This window comes from Anaerosalibacter sp. Marseille-P3206, from assembly GCF_900155565.1.
Lineage (GTDB): Bacteria > Bacillota > Clostridia > Tissierellales > Sporanaerobacteraceae > FUHM01.
In genome coordinates, this window is record NZ_FUHM01000002.1 from 496,669 (window position 1) to 515,895 (window position 19,227).

Annotated in this window: 15 protein-coding genes; 4 read left to right on the forward strand and 11 right to left on the reverse strand. The window is 31.7% G+C overall.

Going from position 1 to position 19,227, the window contains the following annotated elements:
- Positions 1–87: 87 nt before the first annotated feature.
- The 3 genes from BQ9840_RS03720 to BQ9840_RS03730 form a co-directional block, all read right to left on the reverse strand.
- Positions 88–1,053, reverse strand: a complete 966-nt coding sequence (locus BQ9840_RS03720) for an IS3 family transposase (protein WP_077368205.1) — start codon at positions 1,051–1,053, stop codon at positions 88–90.
- On the reverse strand, positions 1,050–1,727 hold the full coding sequence (locus BQ9840_RS12825; protein WP_077368208.1) for a helix-turn-helix domain-containing protein: 678 nt from the start codon (positions 1,725–1,727) through the stop codon (positions 1,050–1,052). Before BQ9840_RS12825 ends, BQ9840_RS03720 begins: the two co-directional genes overlap by 4 nt.
- A 78-nt stretch (positions 1,728–1,805) precedes the next feature.
- Positions 1,806–3,386: a hypothetical protein gene (locus BQ9840_RS03730; RefSeq protein WP_077368211.1), complete on the reverse strand. Its 1,581-nt coding sequence runs from the start codon at positions 3,384–3,386 to the stop codon at positions 1,806–1,808.
- A 627-nt stretch (positions 3,387–4,013) separates the two neighbouring features.
- On the opposite strand from BQ9840_RS03730, the gene BQ9840_RS03735 reads away from it, so the two are divergent.
- The 4 genes from BQ9840_RS03735 to BQ9840_RS03750 all read left to right on the forward strand — a co-directional run bounded on the left by BQ9840_RS03735 (position 4,014) and on the right by BQ9840_RS03750 (position 8,590).
- Positions 4,014–5,378, forward strand: coding sequence for an alanine/glycine:cation symporter family protein (locus tag BQ9840_RS03735; RefSeq protein WP_077368214.1), 1,365 nt, complete (start codon positions 4,014–4,016; stop codon positions 5,376–5,378).
- Positions 5,379–5,458: 80 nt separating this feature from the next.
- Entirely contained in the window at positions 5,459–6,145 is a 687-nt protein-coding gene (locus tag BQ9840_RS03740; RefSeq protein WP_077368216.1) for a YoaK family protein, read from the forward strand.
- A 158-nt stretch (positions 6,146–6,303) separates the two neighbouring features.
- Entirely contained in the window at positions 6,304–7,488 is a 1,185-nt protein-coding gene (locus tag BQ9840_RS03745) for an ornithine cyclodeaminase family domain (protein ID WP_077368219.1), read from the forward strand.
- Positions 7,489–7,498: 10 nt separating this feature from the next.
- Positions 7,499–8,590: an ornithine cyclodeaminase family domain gene (locus BQ9840_RS03750; RefSeq protein WP_077368222.1), complete on the forward strand. Its 1,092-nt coding sequence runs from the start codon at positions 7,499–7,501 to the stop codon at positions 8,588–8,590.
- Between the two features lie 45 nt (positions 8,591–8,635).
- Here the strand turns inward: BQ9840_RS03750 and BQ9840_RS03755 are convergent, their stop codons facing one another.
- The 8 genes from BQ9840_RS03755 to BQ9840_RS03790 form a co-directional block, all read right to left on the reverse strand.
- A complete protein-coding gene (locus tag BQ9840_RS03755; protein ID WP_077368224.1) occupies positions 8,636–11,215 on the reverse strand; it encodes an ATP-dependent Clp protease ATP-binding subunit in 2,580 nt (859 codons plus the stop codon).
- A 204-nt stretch (positions 11,216–11,419) separates the two neighbouring features.
- On the reverse strand, positions 11,420–12,706 hold the full coding sequence (gene larC / locus BQ9840_RS03760; RefSeq protein ID WP_077368226.1) for a nickel pincer cofactor biosynthesis protein LarC: 1,287 nt from the start codon (positions 12,704–12,706) through the stop codon (positions 11,420–11,422).
- Positions 12,699–13,451: a nickel pincer cofactor biosynthesis protein LarB gene (larB, locus tag BQ9840_RS03765; RefSeq protein WP_077368229.1), complete on the reverse strand. Its 753-nt coding sequence runs from the start codon at positions 13,449–13,451 to the stop codon at positions 12,699–12,701. The genes larC and larB overlap by 8 nt, the downstream gene beginning before the upstream one ends.
- A 16-nt stretch (positions 13,452–13,467) precedes the next feature.
- Entirely contained in the window at positions 13,468–13,896 is a 429-nt protein-coding gene (locus BQ9840_RS03770) for a DUF3842 family protein (RefSeq protein WP_200804863.1), read from the reverse strand.
- A gap of 80 nt (positions 13,897–13,976) precedes the next feature.
- Positions 13,977–14,783: an ATP-dependent sacrificial sulfur transferase LarE gene (gene larE, locus BQ9840_RS03775; RefSeq protein ID WP_077368232.1), complete on the reverse strand. Its 807-nt coding sequence runs from the start codon at positions 14,781–14,783 to the stop codon at positions 13,977–13,979.
- A gap of 77 nt (positions 14,784–14,860) precedes the next feature.
- The gene (locus tag BQ9840_RS03780; protein WP_077368235.1) at positions 14,861–15,385 is read right to left on the reverse strand and encodes an FmdE family protein; all 525 of its coding nucleotides are present in this window, start codon (positions 15,383–15,385) and stop codon (positions 14,861–14,863) included.
- A 199-nt stretch (positions 15,386–15,584) separates the two neighbouring features.
- On the reverse strand, positions 15,585–17,339 hold the full coding sequence (locus tag BQ9840_RS03785) for an ABC transporter ATP-binding protein (protein ID WP_077368238.1): 1,755 nt from the start codon (positions 17,337–17,339) through the stop codon (positions 15,585–15,587).
- Positions 17,317–19,092 carry an ABC transporter ATP-binding protein gene (locus BQ9840_RS03790; RefSeq protein ID WP_077368241.1) on the reverse strand — a complete coding sequence of 592 codons (1,776 nt, stop codon included), beginning with the start codon at positions 19,090–19,092 and terminating at the stop codon, positions 17,317–17,319. The genes BQ9840_RS03785 and BQ9840_RS03790 overlap by 23 nt, the downstream gene beginning before the upstream one ends.
- Positions 19,093–19,227: the final 135 nt, after the last annotated feature.

A 19,227-nucleotide genomic window follows, 5' to 3' on the forward strand; every position in this document is an offset into this window, starting at 1 on the left:
TGATATGCCCCTTGTCAAGTAGACAGGTAAAATATCTAAAATAATTTTTATGAACTACCACATGACATCTAAGTTATGTGGTAGTTTTTATGCTGTCCATTTTTCTTTGTACTTCTCTATTCTCTTATTCGCAGATATAGGGTATTCTATAGGAGTTTTAATTGATAAAGCTTCTGTCCTAACTTCTAATGGCGTTTTACAGTTAAATCTGTCTTGTAATCTTTCCTCTGAGTAAAAACGCATGTAATCATTAATTGCATATCTTAGGGACTCTTCATCTGTAATTTCATACATTTGATACATTTCTGATTTAATTATTCCCCAGAATCCTTCTACCGGTCCATTATCAATACAGTGTCCTACTCTTGACATTGACTGTTTCATTTCTTGTTCTTTCAGTTTTCTTTGAAATACTTTACTTGTGTATTGAAATCCTCTATCGCTATGGAAGATTGGTTTTGCTAATGGATTATCTTTTATTGCTTTATCAAAGGTCTTAAATACTAATTTGTTATCGTTTCTACTACTTAATACATAGGCTACTGGATACCTATCATACAAATCAAGTATGGCGCTTAAGTAAATCTTTTTCTTTTCTCTTGGTACTTTAAATTCTGTAATGTCTGTTACCCATTTTTGATTTGGTTCTGTTGCATAAAAGTCTCTTTGTAATATGTTCTCTGCTATTGTTTCCGGCTTAACTGAAATGTATTTATTCTTCTTTTTTCGGATTACTGAGTGAATACCTAATTTTTGCATAATCCTATGGACTCTTTTTTTACTGTAATTAGTTTGATTGAAATGGTTAATCCAAGATGTCATTCTACGATATCCTAAAATATGATTAAATCTTTCATCATATTCTTTTATTAATCTTGCTAATTCAATATTTTCTAATTCTTGTTGAGGTACTTCTCTGTGGAGCCATTTGTAGTATGATGCTCTTGATATGTTAAGTACTTTACACATCCAATTAATACTCCATATTTTTGTTTCATAAAAGTATTTTATTGCTAGATACTTATTTTCGTTACGTTGTTTGCCAAGCCTCACATCCCTTCGAATTCTTTCACTTTTTTTAGCAGTTCTACCACCATATCTTTTTCTTCTAGTTTCTTTTTTAATCTAATATTCTCTCGACGTAATTTCTCTAATTCATCTAATTCTTCATCTTTTTTATGGTGTCCTCGTCTATCTATTAGCCCTTCTTCGCCTATATCATCATACTTTTTAACCCAAGAGTAAACTTGGCTGTATGAAACATCATAAAGGCTTGCTGCTTCTTTGTAATTACGATTATGTTCAATACAATATTTAACTATTTCTTTTCGCTCTTCTATAGTTGTTTTTCTTCTGGAATTTGCCATATATACCTCCCCTTTAGGATCATAATCCTTGAGTTCTATATTGGCATTATACCTTGAAATCCAACCACTTAAAACAGAACGACTTGAAATATTATATTTTGCTGTTATATCATTAACACTTCCTTCTCCGGATAATACAGCTTCTACGCACATTGTTTTAAATTCGGAAGTATATTTTTTATTTCCTGCTTTATTTTGAAAAGCTAAAATGCCATAAAGTTTATACTTGGAAACCCATGACTGTATTGTTTGCAGACCAATACTATATTTATTAGCTAAAAAAGGGAATGAGCCTAATCCATCAAGATATTCTTGAGATACTTTCGCTTTAAATTCAGGAGTATGTGGTGATTTTGCCATAAAAAACCTCCATAAGTAGTTTTGGTTATTTACCTTGTCTACTTATGGAGTATCATATCATAGACTATCGTTTTTTTATCATTTTAAAACTTCCAATTTCGTTACTCTGTTTAGATTGTTTTTTTCATAGTATTCAATATTTACTTCATCATCAACTTTAATAAATGGTAACTTTTCTGATACTCCAATATTAGCTATAAATATATTGCTACTATTATCTAATATTAAATAATAATGAGTGTTACCTTCAATGACAACTGATTGTATACTTAGTATTTTACCCTTTGTATTTAAAAATTCTGTTGGCTCTTCTTCTTCAGACTCAATATTGCTTATATCTCTGCCCGTATGAGTACTAACAACATTGTTTACTGTAGTACCTATTGATACTTGTTGATAATTCCCAGCATCAACTAGTGCATACATTTTTACAAGTCCTGCTTCATCTTTCAATGACATAAAATATGTTGGTTTATTGCCTATATTTAATAATATTGGGAAAGTTGATGTATATCCTTTTTCTTGCACTGCTCCTTCTGCACTTCTCATAGCTGAAAACTCTTCTGCTGATGACATCTTATAAAACTTAGTGGATTTTGTTCTCAAGTTTACAAGTACAAAACCAACATTAGATTCATCAGAACCTACAGATGTCATACCTGTATATAGGTAAACATCATCATCTATAGCTAGATAGTTGTATCCTTCAGTTGTTTGTAGTACACCCTTTTGAGCAAATAGAGAGTTGAAGAATCCTGATTGAAGTCCGCCATTCCAGTTAAGCTGCTGGATTATTTCCTCAGCATCATAAATTCTATCTACCCATTTTGGTACATCTTGTATAGCATATTTTGTACTTTCTCCATTTGTTGCATTTGTTAGTATTACTTCTTTTACATCAAATCCTCCAAAAAATCCAATTTTATTTTGATATACTGGTGCCACCCAATATGGAATTCCATCTTCATCAATTTCAAAATTAATTTCAAAGAACATATCTAGAGGATAATTTTGTCTTAGATGTCTATAAATATCCCTTGAAAATTTATCCGATTTAGAATATTTTATATTGTTTTTTGCTTTCTTTAATTCTACTTTACCATCTATCATATCTACTATAATATAGTTGGGTATTCCTTCACTTTTGTTACCTATCCACTTTAAGAACCCATTATATTCAAGTGGAGTAACTCTTACTGGTTTGTCATTGTAATTGATTTGAGTATAAGCGTCAGATACATTGTACTGAGAAACTAACTCTAGCATTTCACCCATTTTTCTACTACCTAATCTTTGAGCTGTATCTCTATCAACTGTAGGTACTTGTTCAAATGAAGCTTCTTTTATATCTTCTTCAAAAGAACTATTTTCTTTTTTGATTAAATTTGCATATCTTGTTGAATGAAACATTGTTGCAGAAGACACTTTTAATATAATTAATAAAATAATTAATATTGCTGGTATCTTGAAATACTTATAATTCTTTATATCAAATGTCATAGCAATAAGTATGGTATATACTGAAATGACTATTAGATATATCCAAAACAAAAGTGAATGTAAATTGATTGGTGGTAAAAATATATACCACAATATAAAAGCTAGTAATGGTATTGATAATAGTCTTACGATTTTAGAAGAATTAAATTTTTCTTTCACTAACCACGCCTCCTTACATTTATATTATATTATTTCTACTTATTCCATTCTAAGCTATATTTAATTTACTTTCAATATAAAAAAAAGTTATCTTATGTCGTGGTAATTTTTGGGCGATTTGCCTTATTTAAATTATATAAACATAAATATTTAGCTAAAACAAAAGCATACTAAAGCATAGACATAGCCTTTGTACTTGACGAAGAGAAATAATATTGTATAATAAATTATGGGCAAAAACGAAATATTATGATAAAATTAATTGTCAAAAGTTTTTGTTCAACTCCTGCTAAAGTAATATATATAATTAAATTAATGAGAAATTTTGTATTAATTTGTTTTTAATTGTCGTTTTTTTCTTATTAAAACAATACTATAAAGAGGGGGTGCAAAATATAATTATCAAGTAAAAAAGCAGGAGCACTAGACACATTTATTTAGAAGTAAACGAAATCATTGGTATTTAACGAAGCGGAAAAGGTTATCCATTGATTTTCTGCTCATCTTTTATTGCTATTATTATTTTAGAAACATGATAAAATGCATAGAATTATAATGATTAATGCAATGTATATCAATGAGTAAAAACAATTATCGTAAAACTAAAACATTAGAGGAGGATGTATCATGGAGACTATTACTAAAATAGCCAATTGGATATGGGGACCACCAATGTTAATTTTACTAGTAGGTGGAGGAATATTTTTAACAATTAAATTAGGATTTTTTCAATTTAGATATTTAGGATTTATTTTTAGTCAAACTCTTGGGAAAATGTTTGAAAAGAATACTAAGGGTGAAGGTTCTATCACTCCTTTCCAAGCTTTAAGTTCTGCACTTGCTTCTACTATTGGTGGAGCAAATATCGTTGGTGTACCAGCAGCGATTGCTATGGGTGGACCTGGAGCAATCTTTTGGATGTGGGTTACTGCAATTGTTGGTCAGGCAACTAAATTTACAGAAGCAACACTTGGTGTAGCATATAGAGAGAAAAATGAAGAAGGCGAATATGTAGGTGGACCTTATTATTACCTTAAAAATGGTATAAAAAGCAATGCTGGAAAAGTTTTAGGAACTATGTGTGCCTTTTTCTTCATGGTTGAAATATTAGCTTCATTACCAGTTCAAACTCAATCAATTACTCAAACTCTTTCAACTATCCATATACCACCTGTTGTTAGTGCACTTGCTGTTATAGTAGTTGTAGGAATCGTAGTATTTGGTGGAGTTCAACGTGTTGGGGAAGTAACTGAAAAATTAGTTCCTTTTATGGCAGTAGTTTATTTAATTCTTTCTTTAGTAATCATATTTGCTAATGCTAGTCGTATACCTGAAGCATTCTCATTGATATTTAAGGGAGCATTTACTGCTCAAGCAGCTGTTGGTGGATTTGCTGGAGCAGGTATTGCACAAGCAATAAGATGGGGATCTGCAAGAGGAATGTATTCAAACGAAGCAGGTATGGGTAGTACTTCAATATCTCATGCTGCAGCTAGTACAGACCATCCTGCAAGACAAGGACTTTGGGGAGTATTTGAAGTTTTCATGGATACAATTGTTATTTGTACTATGACTGGACTTGTTGTAATCACAACTGGAATCTGGAAAGAAGTAAGTGCACAAGATGCTGCTTCAGCAGTTGCTAGAGCTTTCCAATCACAATTTGGGCAAGCTTTTGGTGGTGGAATACTATCCGTTTGTATATTGTTATTTGTACTTTCAACTATTATAGTAATGGTATTCTATTGTAGAAAACAAGCTGAAAACTTATTTGGACTTTCAGTTGGTAAAGTTATAACTTTTGTATGTTTAGGATGTATTCTTTACGGAGCATTTGGTAAATTAGACAATATGTTTGCAATACTTGATATTACATTAGCAGCAGTAATTTTACCAAATATGATAGGCTTAGTAATGCTAAGTGGAAAAGTAAAAGATTTGAAAAACGACTTTTTCTCAAATCCAAAATTCTATCCTGGCGCTAAAAAATAATATTAAAAGATTATTATTAAGGCGTAGCAAATGCTACGCCTTGTTTTTTAGCTTGAAAGTAGAAGGGGTTAAAATAAGTTATGAACAAAATATCAAATAAGTTAAATATTAAAATTTTTACGCCGGTTAATTTTATAGGTTTCATTCTTGTAATGATGGCAGGCTGGATCGATACTATTGGGGTATGTCTTTTTTTAGATGAAAGATCTTCTTTCATGACAGGACGTGCTGCTAAACTTGGTAAATACATCTTTTATGGAGAAACGCAAGAAATCAAAATAATTTTATTGGTTATACTATCATTTATAATGGGTGCTTGTATTTCTACATTGATTACTAGAAAAACAGGGTTAATTGGTGGGCTATCTTTTACAAGTGTGCTTATTATATTAACTGTTTTTAGTACTTTTTATAAAGGTATAAATATTGCTTCAATAACTATTCCAATGAGTATGGGTAGTCAAAATGCTGCCACAAGTCTAACTGATATAAACCGTACTACTCATTTAACTGGTCCAGCTACGGATATTGGTATAAATATTGCCAAAGGAAATTGGAATCTAGTAGTTTTTTGGGCTTTACGTTGGATAGGATTCTCCATGGGAGCAGCTATTGCATTTGATTTACTACATACTTTTGAGAGTAAAATGATAAGTTTTTCCCATACATTATTAATTCCAGCAGTCATTATTTTGGTTACTGGTATTGTTCAAAAAAAGTTTTTTCCTATTCCTCTATCAGAGGATATACGTAAGTTAACAGATTAATATTGTATTTTTTTAACAACTTTCTAATATTTTTGTTGTATTTTATATAGATTTGTTGAAATTTAAGATATTTTAATCATTTATCACTAGAAATATTTTTTATTAATGTTATAATATATAATGGTACAATATTTAATAATTAAATAAGGAGGATTTACATGACATTTGAATTACCAAAATTTACACCACCAGACTTTACTTCTGAAAAATTTGCAAATGCAAATGAAATTCATGTTGAAGAGGTAAAAAAAGACGGGATTGCCCCAAGTGGTTTTTATCTTACACGTCATATGCCCACTTATTATCATTACAAAGATAAGTGGATTTTACCTGAACACAATTCCCAAAATTGTGTTGCAGTATTAGTTGATGATACTATTGTCATCAAAGAACTTAATGATTTAGTTGTTGGTGATAAAGTAGTTATGGGAAAAGAAACCGATGGCACTAATGGAGTTGTAGTGTATAAAGAAGGTTTTGATGAATCTGTTGTTAGCATGCCTGGCAGATCAGTTGAAACATCTTTTACTGATGACTACGAATACCTATTTGAACTTATGCGCCATGAAAAAGAAAATGGTGGATACATAGTTTGGGTATTAGGACCTTCTGTTGTATTCGACTACGACACTAGAATTGGTTTGTCAGAACTTGCTGAAAATGGATATGTGCAAGCTCTATTAGCAGGAAATGCTATGGCAACTCATGACTTAGAAGGTGGTTACCTAGATACCGCTCTTGGTCAAAACATATATACACAAGTTTCTGTACCAATGGGACATTACAATCACTTAGATTTATTGAATGAAGTTAGAAGAACTGGATCAATCGATAAATTTATTGCTGATGGTAATGTAAAAGATGGTTTCATAAAAACACTAAATAGATTAGACATACCTTTTGTATTAGCAGGTTCTGTTAGAGACGACGGTCCTCTACCAGAAGTATATGGTAATATGTCAGAAGCACTAAGAGCAATAAAAGAGCAAACTGACAAGGCTACTCTTATTATTTGCTTAGCAACTATGCTTCACTCTGTATCTACTGCTGAACTAGCTTCAAGCTATAGAATCAGAGAAGATGGTACCGTTACACCTGTATTTATGTATTCAATAGACGTAACTGAAAACGTAGTAAATAAAGTTGCTCAAGCTAGAGAATATATTGGAGTTAAAACTCTTGTTACAAACGTACAAGACTTTGTAGTAAATGTTCAAAAATCACTTCTAAAACCAGTTGGTGAGCTACAAGCAGAACCAGTTGAAGTGAATGTTCATGAATATGTTGAAAAAAACACTGCGAAAGAAGAATCAAAATCTGCAAGTGAATTAAAAATTAAGTAGGAGGAATAATATGACATTAGAAATACCAAAGTTTACACCGCCAGATTTTAGTCAGGAATTCTTCGTTAATGCACCTAATGCTAAATTAGTGGAAGTAGTAAAAGACGGAGTATCTCCTGCAAATTATCACGCACTTTCTGTTTTCCCAGAATACTTCAAGATTAATGGGAAATGGGTATTAGCTACTGAAAGTAGAATGGATACAGTTTGTGTAGCTATTGATGAACCAGGAAAAGAAGCTGTAGATATAGTTGAATTTAGAAATCTAAGAGTTGGTGACAAAGTAGTTGTAGGAAGAACAGAAGACGGAAGCGAAGGTATCTATATGTATACTCAAGGATTCCTAACTGAAGAAGGAAACTCTGACACTTTTGCATTCCGTAGTGGTAGATCAAGAGAAACTGCTTTCTCTATGGACTATGACCAACTTTATGACATTCTTAGACATGAAAAAGAACATAATGGATATGTAACTTGGGTTATAGGAACAGCAATAACTCTAGATGAAGGCTCAAGAGATGCTATGGCAAGACTTGTTAGAGAAGGCTATGTTGATGCTATCATATGTGGTACATCTTTTGCTGCATTTGACTTAGAATGTGCTACATTTGGTACTACTTGGGGCCAAGAAACTTTCGAAAGAGAGTCTACTACTCTTGGAAACTACTTTGAAACTATAAACATGGTAAGAGAAGCAGGTTCCATGAAAGAATTTGTTAAATCAGGAAAACCTAAGGACGGAATTATGAAGGCATGTGTTGAATGTGATGTACCTGTTATTATTGGTGGTACTATCAGAGATAGATTTGGTCTACCTGAAACATTTGACAATGTATATGACGCTCAAAATGCTATGCGTAAACACATTCGTAAGACTTCAACTGTAGTTATGGTATCTGCAATACTATTTACTATAGCTACTGGAAATATGACACCTTCATATAACGAATTTGACGGAGTTATACGTCCTGTTTACATGTACACAGTAGATATCCAAGAATTTGCTGTAAATAAATTATCCGATAGAGGTACTTTAACTGCTAAATCAGTAGTTACAAATACTCAAGACTTTATAAAGAATATCGGAAGAGCATTAGCTTAGAAGCATATTTAATAGAGCCATTAGAAAATTCTAATGGCTCTATTTTTATTCCTCTACATTGAATACCAACTCACCATCAATACTATCTATTAGAACCTTATCCTTAAAATCTATCTCATCTCGTAAAATCATTCTACCTATTTCTGTAACTATTTCTTTTTCGATAAATCTATTTATTGACCTTGCTCCATAATGAATTGAATAAGCTTTGTCTATTATATAATCAACTGCATTATCAGTTAGAGATATGGATATTCTCCTATCACTTAGGTCTTTGTTTATTTGTTCTAGACTAAGATCTATTATCTTTGCTACATCTGATTTGCTTAATGGTTTAAACAATACAATATCATCAAGTCTATTTAAAAACTCAGGTTTGAATAGTTCTCTTACTTGTTTCATAACTGCTTTTCTAGATTCCTCACTTATTCCCTCTTCAGAATCCATTCCATTGATTATATCTATAGAACCAATATTTGATGTCATTATGATGATGGTATTTTTAAAGTCAATGGTTCTTCCCCTATTGTCAGTAAGTCTACCTTCGTCTAATACTTGCAATAATATATTGAATACATCTTGATTAGCTTTTTCAATTTCATCAAAAAGTACTACAGAATATGGCTGTCTCCTAACTGCTTCTGTTAGTTGCCCACCTTGATCATAGCCCACATATCCTGGAGGTGCTCCAAGTAGTCTAGATACTGAGTGTTTTTCCATGTACTCACTCATGTCTAATCTTACAAGATTACTTTCATCATCAAACATTGTCTCTGTGAGAACTTTTGCTAGCTCAGTCTTACCAACACCTGTTGGCCCTAGGAACATAAATGAACCAACTGGTTTATCTAGCTTTATTACCCCAGATCTTGCCCTTATTATTGCATCAGTAACTGCGCTTACAGCTTCTTCTTGGCCTATTATTTTCTTATGAAGAACTTTATCTAAGTTTAGTAACTTTTCCTTTTCAGTTTCTGTAAGTTTACTAATTGGTATACCAGTCCATTTTGATACTACCTCTGCTATCTCATCTTCAGTTACTTCTTCTTTGATGTCATAAGTATGCTTGATGTTTTTAAGTTCAAGTTCTTCACTTTCTAATTTTTGAAGTTTTATATATTTTAACTCAGATACTTTTTCAAAATCATTGTTTCTTGTTGCTTCATCTATTTGTCTTTTTACTTCATCTATTTGTTGTTTTAGTTCTTTCGTTCTATCTACTATTTTTTTGTCTTCAGTCCATTTTTCATATTCAACTTCATAAGTTTCATTTAACTGTTTTATCTTTTGCTCTATTTCTTTGCATCTTAATTTTGAAATTTCATCATCTTCTTCTCTAATGGATACCTTTTCCATTTCTAGTTGTAGAATTTTTCTTTGCATTTCATCTAGTTCATCTGGTAAGGCATCAATACTTGTTCGTACCATTGAAGAAGCTTCATCCATTAAGTCTATAGCCTTATCTGGCAAATATCTATCTGTAATATATCTATCTGACAATACAGCACACGCTATTACAGCATTGTCTGAAACTCTTATACCATGATGCATTTCATATTTTGCCTTTATTCCTCTTAAGATTGAAATAGTTTCCTCAACAGTAGGTTGCGTAACTACTATCTTTTGGAATCTCCTATCCAATGCTCCATCTTTTTCTATATATTCTCTGTATTCATCATAAGTTGTAGCACCAATTGTCAATATTTCGCCTCTAGCAAGCATTGGTTTTAACATATTAGAAGTATCTAGTCCTCCTGCTCCATTGCCTGCTCCAACAACTGTATGCAGTTCATCAATAAACATGATTATTTGACCATTTGAAGATTCTATTATTTTTAGTACTTCTTTTAATCTCTCTTCAAATTCACCTCTAAACTTTGCTCCCGCTATTAGAGATCCCATATCTAGTGCATATATAGTCCTGTCTCTAAGGGATTCTGGAACATCTTGTTTTACTATTCTCTGAGCTAATCCTTCTACAATTGCTGTCTTTCCAACACCAGGATCTCCTATTATTACAGGATTATTTTTAGTTCGTCTTGATAGTATCCTTATCATCCTGTTTATTTCTTCATCTCTACCTATAACAGGGTCAAGCTCCCCTTGTCTTGCTTCATATGTAAGATCACGACCATATTTTTCTAATACTTTAGCCATTCCTTCAGGTTGATTTGCTTTAATTCCAATGGTTGATCTATATTCTATGACCTTTTCTTTGAAGTTTTCATATTCAATATTGTATTTTTCAAAAATACTTTGACTTGTTATTTTATTCTCCTTTAAGATAGCTAGGTACATATGCTCTATGTGAATATGTGAATCATACATTTGCCTTGACAATTCTTCAGCTACAAGCAGTATTTTTTGACAAGTTCTGTTGTAGTATAACTTTGTCAAAGCGTCTTGACTCCTTAATTTACTTATGGCTTCTTCTAGATCTTTTTTATAGGCAAATAAATCTATGCCCATATCTCTTAATATGTCTACAACTATTGAGTTTTTTTGTTGTATTAGAGCCATATGAATATGTAATTCTGTTAATTCAACATTTCCTTTTCTTATAGCTATGTTTTGGGCCTCTTGCATAACTTGTATACTCTTTTCATTAAATCTTTGTGCGTTCAAAAGAATCACTCTCCTTGTCTTTTAGTTTGTTAATTGATTGACCCTTAATTTTAAACAAAAACTCAGAAAACCTCCCATTATAATTGTACATTAAGTGTCTGAATTCATCAAGGGTAAAGACTAAAGGTATTCATATGACTCTTAAAAAAAGGCTTCAATATAAAAATTATTAAGAAGCCTTTTTTAATCCTATTTTAGAAAGCATTATTTTAAGCTTATCTTTATTTCATCATAAACAATCTTAAAACTTAAACCTAATTTATCACATATATTTTTTACATCTTCGTATTCTGGATAATAGTATTTATCATTTTCAAAGTAGCAAACTTTAACATTAACTTCACCATACTTTGTATTAGCATTGATTGTTTCTCGTTTTAATATTGTACGATTAGTTCTGTATTTTCTTATTCCTATGGAAGTAGTGTTTTTAAATATTATGGATTCCATGGATTTAATCTTATCTTCTTCACACAGTATGCTTAATTTGTAAGCGGGTCTGTTTTTTTTCATGAAAATAGGTGTATAAAAAACATCCCTTGCTCCACCTTCTATAAGCTTTTCCATTGTAAATCCAAGATTTTCTCCTGTACAATCATCTAAGTTGGTCTCTAATACCCAAATCTCATCATTATCAGCATTTGGATGTACTTCTTCTATGATAAATGCTCTTAGTATATTTGCTCTTTCAAAATCTTTTTTACCTGCTCCTATTCCTACTTTTCTGATTTTATAGTTTTCTGGCAAACTATCTCTTGTCTTAAGTGCTGCTGCTATAGCTGCGCCTGTAGGTGTTATCATTTCTCCTTTTGCATCTGTAATTTTAATTGGTAGTGAATTGTCAATAACTATATTTGTAACAGCTGGTACTGGAACTGGAATTATTCCATGTTGACATCTTACATGGCCACTTCCTTCATATAGTTTAGAAACAACAACTTCATCAATATTTAAATTGTCAATACATACTGCTGTTGCTACAATGTCAACAATAGAGTCAACTGCTCCTACTTCATGAAAATGAACCTTTTCGATATCTATTCCATGAGCTTTAGACTCAGCTTTTGCTACAATATCAAATATATTTTTTGAAATTTCTTTTGCTCTATGGGAAATTTCTGATTCCTCGATAATTTTATATATGTCATAAACATTTCTATGAACATGGTCATGATGATGCTCGTGATCATGTTCGTGACTATGATGTTCATGAGAATGGTGATGGTGGTGGTCATGATCATGTTCATGATCATGAGAGTGATCGTGGTGATGGTGATGATGTTCATCTTGGTGTAATATAACATCAAAGTCACAGGCATCTATACCACATTTTTGAGTTCTTCCTATTTTAATATCATATTCATCAACTTTTAAACTATCTAATGCTTGTCTTAATATTTTTTCATCTGCACCTAAGTCAAGTAATGACGCCACTGTCATATCTCCGCTTATGCCTGAGAAACATTCTAAATATAGTGTTTTTTTATACATTTCCTTTCACCGCCAGTCTATTTATTTGAGTACTTATATAACCAGCACCAAATCCATTGTCAATGTTTACCACTGAAATTCCTTCTGCACATGAATTAAGCATCGTTAATAATGATGATAATCCTTGGAAGTTAGCACCATATCCAATAGAAGTTGGCACAGCAATCACTGGTTTATCAATCATTCCCGCAATAACCCCTGGTAATGCCCCTTCCATTCCTGCCACTGCTACAACACAGTTAGCTTTTCTAACTTCATCCATTTTAGACAATAATCTATGTATTCCAGCTACACCAACGTCATATATTCTAATAACATTGCTACCGAAGAATTCAGCTGTTTGGGCTGCCTCTTCAGCTATTGGTATATCTGATGTTCCTCCTGTACATATAGCAATACATCCAATTTTTTCTGTATTTGATTTTACTATTTTAATAATACGAGATAATTCATCATATTCCGCTTCTGGAATCGCTTTTTGTACTTTTAAGTATTGTTCTTTGCTAGCTCTAGTGCCTAATACATCAATACCTTTTTCGTTGAAGTTTTGGAATATTTTTATTAAGTGATCATCTGATTTTCCACTACAATATATAACTTCTCCAAAACCCGAACGTAATTTTCTATGGTGATCTAATTTTGCAAATCCTAAATCCTCATAAGGTAGCTTCTTTAATTCTTCCTTAGCATCTTCTATAGAAATTTCGTCATTTTTTACTTTAAATAATAATTCATGAATATCCATTTTTATACTCCTCGCTTTATTCTAAATTATTTATATAGTCATTTACTAGTTCTACGCCATAATCTACACATTCTTGTAAATTATATTCTCCAGGCAATGCAACTCTAATATTACACCTTGTGAGTGGTATTAAAATTTTCATTGCATGGCTAGAACCAATAGCCTCAGCCATTTTAGGCGACAACTCTCCCATCATGGAATCTGGCATCAGTATTGCTACAACACCCATTATTATATCCGCATCTTTCACATTATAAACAATTGCATTTTCACCTGTTGCAGCTTCGTCAGCTCCAGCTTTTAACATATTTTTAGTAGCGCTAGAATTGGTCCCTAATGCTTGAATTTTTATATTTGGTACTTGAGATTTTAATCTTTCAATGATTATACTGCCAATCCCGCCACCTTGGCCATCTACTACAGCTACTGTTATTGTTTTACTCATATTAATGCCTCCAATCTTTTAATTAATAATCCTTTATATAATATTACAGCATTAATAGACAATAAAGCAAATGAAATATTCTATTTTTGGATATCCATACTTCCAGAACGAAATCCCTCCAAATCTAATGTTATATAAATAAATCCTAAGTCTTTTAGATAATTGATAACTAAATCTTTTTTCTCTAAGAACTTTGAAAATTCTTCTTTGTTTACTTCAATCCTCACTATATCTCCATGTACCCTAACTCTAATAACTTCAAAGCCTAATGATTTTATATATTCTTCTGCTTTTTCAATTTTTTCTAGTAATTCACTAGTTATCTTTGTATTGTAGGGTAATCTTGTAGCCAAACAGGGAGTTGATGGTCTCGTTGCTACAGAAATATTTAATTCTTTTGCCATTTCTCTAACTTCTTCTTTAGTTATACCCAATTTTGCCAATGGACTTATTACTCCAATTTCACTTAAAGCTCTAAGCCCTGGTCTATATACATTTAAATCATCTGCATTAGTACCATCAACAATATGTTTGAGATTGTTTTTCTTTGCAAATTCTAGTAATTGTGTGAACAAATATCTCTTACATTGATAACATCTGTCAATGGGATTCATAAGAAATTCTTCATTTTCAAATTCGTCAACTTGGATTATATTATGAATTGCTCCCATGCTCTTTGCTACTTCCTTTGAAATAGTGATATCTGATAAGGGATGTAGCTTTGTATCAAAAGTTACTGCATATACATTTTTGTTTTGCTCTTTTGCAGCCTCACAAGCTACCTTTAATATTAAGCTACTATCTACTCCACCTGAAAAGGCAATACAAATCCCTTCTTCTACAAGTTTTGATATTTCTTTTTTTAAATTTAAATATTTGTTTTTCATATTATTCACCTTCCTAAGAACTATTATATATTATGTTCTTAAAAGAAGGTATCTATTTATTAAAGTGTTTTAAAAAATTACCAACCTCTAGAGTAATCTTCAAAACAATCAAGACATACTTTTTTGCCTTCACTGATTCTAATTTTGTGTTCTGGTGCACTTTCTCCACAATTTTCGCAAACAATAGAATTAAATATCCTTGCCTTTTCTGGTAATTCGAATTTTGGTTCACTAAAATCAAAGATTTCATCAACTGGGGCATTTAATATGTATTCCTGTCGTTCTTTACGATCCATTTCTCCTTTAAATGGCTTTACAATCATTCTGATTTTTTCACCGTTTGCACGCTTGAAGAAGCTAAAAGCCATCTTTCCTGTAGGTCTATAAATAAGATTTCCTTTCCCAAATGTACAACCTGTAATAACTTGTACTGCATCTACTCCACAAGCATCATTTTCAGTAACACATACAATTTCTTCATCTTTAGAAAATGTGAAACCCATTTTTTCCATTGCTGCTTCACAAGCTTTATATCCTGTAGCAAGTCCTGGGCATTCATGTCCATGGAACTCTACTGATTTTTCCCATAATGTTTTATTCATTTTCATACTCCTTTCAATCAAAAAAATAACCCATGAATAGACCCGTCATCACGGTATCCCTTCATGGGTTTCTAAAGCCTTCATGGCTTTCATTTCCGCTATAAATATTATCATATTTCACTAGCAATGTCAAAACAAATTTCGCTACAGAAGGGACGGTTCTTTTTGTCGCATCGCTTTTTCCAAGTTAACACACAAGTTAACATCTGGCACCAATATTCCATCCTAGTTTCTCTATTTGACTGTATTTAGCATACCATCCATCTTTTCCTGCCAACTCTGTTGGTGTGCCAGTTTCTACTATTTTCCCTCTTTCCAACATGATAACTTTATCTGCATCTATAATCCCAGATATTCTATGGCTTATTGTTAGGATGGTTCTATCTTTAGATATTTCTTTTAATGCTTTAAAGATCTTTGCCTCAGTTACAGAGTCTAATCCAGAGCTTACTTCATCAAGAAGTAGTATTGGAGGATTATTTACCAATGCAGTTGCTAAGGATAATAATTGATATTGACCATAAGAAAGTTTCATTTCTCCTTCTCCTATGAATGTATTATATCCCTTTGGTAGCCTGATAATATCTTCATGTAGTCCAACTATTTTGGCTACTTTTATTACTTGTTCTTCTGTAATATCCTCATCGTATAAGGTGATTGCTTCTTTAATTGTCCCATCATATATGGGAAAAGATTGAGGTACAATCCCTATAATTCTTCTTCTAATATTTGCTGGTATTTCAAATGGATCAAATTCTCCTATCTTTATGCTACCTTGATTTGGCTTATATAATCCTGCTACAATATTTAAAATAGTACTTTTCCCAGCACCTGTTCTTCCTACTAGAGCCACCTTAGTCCCTGGTTCTATATCAAAGGTAATATTATCAACAATATTTTTTTCATTATCATAGGCAAAGGATATATTTTTTACGGATATTGAAAGTTTTTTGGGAATTTCTCTTTCTAAAATCAATTCCTTCTTACATTCCTCTTCCTCTTTATCAAAATCGTTTATCCTTTCTAGACCTGATAAAGCTTCTTGTATTGTTTGAAACTCTACTGCTATAGCTTCAATAGGCGCAAGCATTCTAGATATTAAATCAACTCCTGCTGCAACTGAACCAATACTTATACCTAATGTTCCTAATCCATTTGGCGCTGCTATAACAACAGTAATAGTTATTATAACTGCCCTTAATATTTGCATCAAACAAGGAAATATAGAATCTAATGTACTAGTTTTGTGAACAGCTTCAAGATTTTGATTTAGAGGTTTATGAAAATCCGATATAGATTGATTTTCCATTCCAAATATCTTAATTGTCCTTATTCCATTGAAAACTTCCTGAACATAAGCATTAATATGTCCAACTGCTTTTCTTGCTTCCATTTGAGATTTGAATGTATTGGATTTGAAAAATTTAGCAATAAGATATATTATAGGTATTAAAATTAACATATATAGTGCTAATTTGGGGCTTAAAATAAATATGGATACCATAATACCAATTGCTTTTAATCCATCAGATATCATTCCTATTAGACCACTTGTAAAAACTGTACCTACAGCATCTACATCTGAAGTAAATTGGCTCATTATTTCACCAACTGGTTTATTTGAAAAATATGATATTGGTAGTTTTGATAGTTTTTTGCCCATATTGAGCCTAATATTTAATATTATATCTTGGCCAATAATTGCCATCATGTATTCACGTGTAAAATCAGCAATACCACCTAATATTACAGATAAGAGATAAAAGGAAGACAATTTCCATAGCCCATCATAAACCCCTTTTGCAATATTGTTATCAATAATCTTTTTTAAAATTTGAGGTGGAGCTAGTTGCATTAAGATACCAGCAATAATAGCAATGATTAAAAATATAATGTATTTTAATTTATTATTGCTAGTTGTCTTTATTGCATTAGATACTATTTTGTTTTTCAATTACTCCACCTCCCAAAAATTGTTGTGAATCTATGATCTTACTATATATACCATCTGTATTTATTAATTCATTGTGAGTTCCTCTTTGGACAATTTTGCCTTTATCAAGGACTAGAACCATGTCCATATACTTAAATGCATCAAGTCTGTGGGAAAATATAAATATTGTTCGTTCTTCTCTGTTTTCTCTTAATTTCTTTATGATTTTAGCTTCTGTATTTATGTCTACAGCTGAAAAAGGATCATCAAGTATTAATATATTAGCATCCTTATATAATGCTCTCGCTAGTGCTATTCTTTGCTTTTGACCTCCAGATACTTTTGTGCCTTTTTCTCCAACTTGAGTATTAATACCATTTTCAAAAGAAGCAATATCCTGTTCTAATGAGGCAATATTTAATACCTTTCCTAATTTTTCAGTATTGTCATCATTCCAAGTAATATTGTTTTTTAGACTATCTGAAAAAAGGAAGGAATCGTGTCCCATGTATGTTGTAGTAGCCAATTTTTGCTCATAATCAATATCTTTTAGTTCTACATTGTCAAGAAAAATACTCCCATCATAATCGTAGAGCCCAGTTAGTGCAAGAGCTAAGGCACTTTTCCCTGAACCCACAGAACCAGTTACACCAATTATCATTCCAGATGAAACTTTAAATGAAATATCTTTTATTGCGTATTCATCACTGGTTGGATATTTAAAAGAAAGATTTTTTATGGATATCTCTTGTGGTTTAAGGCTATCTTCTTTTTTATATTTAACTTGGCTTTCATTATTTATTAACCCTAATACTCTATCCCAAGATGCTTTAGCACCCTGTTGAATATTAAATACCTTTGCTGCAGTGGTTGTTCTAACTGCTAATGCTAGAAACATGGTTATATAGGCTGTAAATGTACCTATAGTCCAATTGCCTTCAATTACCTTGTTTCCCCCTAAGAATATGACCACAACGATTCCAAGACTAGCCAAAGCTGAATATATTGGTGCTAATCCATTTTTAAAAATTGTCACCTTGACATTTTTGTTGGCCTGATCTTCTAATCTTTCTCCTAATCTTTCTATTTCAGCCTCTTCTCGCCCATATAGTCTTAATATATTTACCTCTGAAATCATTCTTCTAATTTGAATTGTTGATTTTGAAGTAGCTTTTCTAGCAGCTTTAGATTTTGAGTGAACCTTATTTTTCATTAACTGGGTCAATATAATAACTAACGGAATGGGAATAGTAGATATTAATGTAATTTTAGAGTCATAATACATAAGTGTCATCCAATATGCTATCATGAGAACCCAAGTATCCCATAACTCAGTTATGGTTTTTCTAACTGCTTCTACTACAATATCTACATCTCCAATGGTAGTAGACATCATATCTCCTATTTTTTGCTTTTCCACAGTGTTTAAATCCATGGCTAATATAGATTCCATTATCCCAATACGCATATCACCACTCATACGATTTGCCATATCTCTAACGTAAAACCGCTTGAAAAATCTCCCTATCTGAAAAGCCAAAGTAACTCCGATAAACTCTAATCCCGCCTTTACAATCCCTTTCATATTAGCTGAATTAACAACTGCATCTAATAATTTCCCTTGAAAAATAGGGCCTAGTACAATTGCTGAGTTGAAAAATATACCTGATACAGCAGTGATTAGAAATTGTTTATGGTATTTAATAATGTAAGATAATAGCTTATCTTTGTTCTTTGGGGGAGAGAATTTATATTTAGTATTTGTATTTTTCATTATAACCCTTCTTATTTATTGAATTTTGATGAAAAAAATAAATAAAGTAACATTAAATGCTACTTTATTTATTATAACAGATTTTTTATTTCTAGAAATAACTAAAATTAGATGCGACAAAAAGAACCGCCCCAC

Bases quoted from the DNA above. Each gene is read 5' to 3' on its own strand.
- BQ9840_RS03735 (WP_077368214.1), top strand. From the start codon at position 4,014: ATGGAGACTATTACTAAAATAGCCAATTGGATATGGGGACCACCAATG.
- BQ9840_RS03750 (WP_077368222.1), top strand. From the start codon at position 7,499: ATGACATTAGAAATACCAAAGTTTACACCGCCAGATTTTAGTCAGGAA.
- larB (WP_077368229.1), bottom strand. From the start codon at position 13,451: ATGGATATTCATGAATTATTATTTAAAGTAAAAAATGACGAAATTTCT.
- BQ9840_RS03770 (WP_200804863.1), bottom strand. From the start codon at position 13,896: ATGAGTAAAACAATAACAGTAGCTGTAGTAGATGGCCAAGGTGGCGGG.
- larC (WP_077368226.1), bottom strand. From the start codon at position 12,706: ATGTATAAAAAAACACTATATTTAGAATGTTTCTCAGGCATAAGCGGA.
- BQ9840_RS03740 (WP_077368216.1), top strand. From the start codon at position 5,459: ATGAACAAAATATCAAATAAGTTAAATATTAAAATTTTTACGCCGGTT.
- BQ9840_RS03745 (WP_077368219.1), top strand. From the start codon at position 6,304: ATGACATTTGAATTACCAAAATTTACACCACCAGACTTTACTTCTGAA.
- BQ9840_RS03780 (WP_077368235.1), bottom strand. From the start codon at position 15,385: ATGAATAAAACATTATGGGAAAAATCAGTAGAGTTCCATGGACATGAA.
- BQ9840_RS12825 (WP_077368208.1), bottom strand. From the start codon at position 1,727: ATGGCAAAATCACCACATACTCCTGAATTTAAAGCGAAAGTATCTCAA.
- larE (WP_077368232.1), bottom strand. From the start codon at position 14,783: ATGAAAAACAAATATTTAAATTTAAAAAAAGAAATATCAAAACTTGTA.
- BQ9840_RS03790 (WP_077368241.1), bottom strand. From the start codon at position 19,092: ATGAAAAATACAAATACTAAATATAAATTCTCTCCCCCAAAGAACAAA.